Source organism: Sporosarcina sp. P7 (assembly GCF_002743425.1).
In the GTDB taxonomy this organism is placed as follows: Bacteria; Bacillota; Bacilli; order Bacillales_A; family Planococcaceae; genus Sporosarcina.
In genome coordinates this window covers 1-1,893 of the sequence record NZ_PDZF01000032.1, presented here as the reverse complement: position 1 = coordinate 1,893, position 1,893 = coordinate 1, and the positions used below count along the sequence as shown (strand labels likewise).

The window sequence follows — 1,893 nt, the reverse complement described above, 5'->3', positions numbered from 1 at the left end:
AATCGAGTAGGAGGGAGTGATTAACTCCCGACCTCTCACACCACCGTACGTACCGTTCGGTATACGGCGGTTCAACTAAGATTGATGACGCAAAGTTTCGTAACGTGATAATAGACTTTTGAGCCCTTGGGAACTCCAGTAGGAGTTTCCGAGGGTTCTATGTAATACGGGACTTTTAGAAATTCTCCAGTAACTTTTACGTGAGTTACCCCATTCGTATGCCTTATCTTTCGGCGCACCTAATCCAATGAGTTTCCTCACCTTCGTACTTGGTTTCTTCCAGTTCTTCCACATACACATCCGAAGTCTTCTTTTAATCCACGAATCGAATTTAATGAACACGCTTGGCGTATCTGCCAATGCGAAATAGCCACACCAACCCATCAGATATTGATTGAGTTTCTTTATCCGATATTCCATGGGATAAGGTTTCTTCCTTGAAGTGATTTCACGAATTTTATTCTTCATCCGTTTCACACTTTCTTTGGGAATGCGAACCTTCGGTTCTTTACCATTGGTGAAACTGAATCCAAGAAATTTCCTCTTCCATGGACGGTCAACTGCGGATTTATTCAGATTCACTTTCAACTTAAGTTTCCCTTCGATAAATGAAGTGACAGAACTCATGACCCGATTACCTGCTCTTTGTGTTTTCACATAGATGTTACAGTCATCAGCGTAACGGACAAATTTATGGTCCCTTTCCTCCAATTCTTTGTCTAGTTCATCGAGAACTATGTTGGAGAGAAGTGGACTTAATGGTCCTCCTTGCGGAGTACCTTCCTCACTGGTTGTCACGATACCATTTATCATGATGCCCGATTTCAGATATTTACGGATTAACTTAAGAAGACGCTTATCTTCGATTCGTTTCGCAAGTGTCCCCATAAGTCTGTCATGGTTCACTTTATCGAAGAATTTCTCCAAGTCGATATCAATTACCCAACGATTGCCTTCCTGTATATATCCTTTTGCTTTCCTTACCGCATCATGAGCACTTCGATTTGGTCGAAACCCATAGCTTTGGTCTGAAAACGTCGGGTCATATAGAATGGTTAAAACTTGGGCAATAGCCTGTTGAATGAAACGATCTATCACGGTTGGAATGCCTAATAGACGCACACCCCCGTCAGGTTTCGGGATTTCGACCCTGCGGACAGGTTGCGGTTCATAAGTTCCCTGAAGAAGTTCCATTTTCATGGATTCCCAGTGTTCCAAGATGTGCTTCCGTAGGTTTTGTACGGGCATTTCATCTACACCATGGCTCCCTTTATTGCGTTCCACCCGTTTCAGAGCAGTAAGCAGGTTTTCACGTGACAGTATCCTTTCCATTAACATTTGTTACGCCTCTTTCCGTGAACAACGGTTCTTCTTATGCCAGTTCTGCTCCACCATCTTGAAGTCCCACATGGAATTCACCACTTCCTCCTTCAAGCATGCCTTGTTGGTTATCTGTGTTCTTCGCAGTTTACTGAATGCCAAGATGTTGTTCTTTCTTAATTGTTCGGCCCTTCCCATTCTTCTCAAATTCGAATGGTACTATGGCTTCTGCTGACTTCTGATTGTTCAGCTATCCATCACTGAATAGGTTACCAAGTGTACTTGGCGTATCAATCAGACCTCCCCAGGTAAGAACGTAGTCTTTCCCTCCACCTATCTGCTTCATTTACTGCATATGACCTTCGGCAGAAAGGGCTTTGTTTTGTAATGCAAACTCACCCAATCATACACAGCCTTATATGAAGTTCGTGTTCCTCAGACCGGAGGTTTGCCGCTCGCTTCCTTCAGATTCCACGTCACCATGGACACCCTTGCGTTGAGCTAACTGTTACTTCTGCCTTCACAGTTCGGGACTTGCACCCTATAGACTACACCCATGCTGGGCGCACATCG

General features: G+C 44.1%; 1 protein-coding gene. It reads right to left on the bottom strand.

Going from position 1 to position 1,893, the window contains the following annotated elements:
• Nucleotides 1-75 precede the first annotated feature (75 nt).
• Entirely contained in the window at nucleotides 76-1,338 is a 1,263-nt protein-coding gene (gene ltrA, locus CSV60_RS15590; protein WP_099637612.1) for a group II intron reverse transcriptase/maturase, read from the bottom strand.
• Nucleotides 1,339-1,893: the final 555 nt, after the last annotated feature.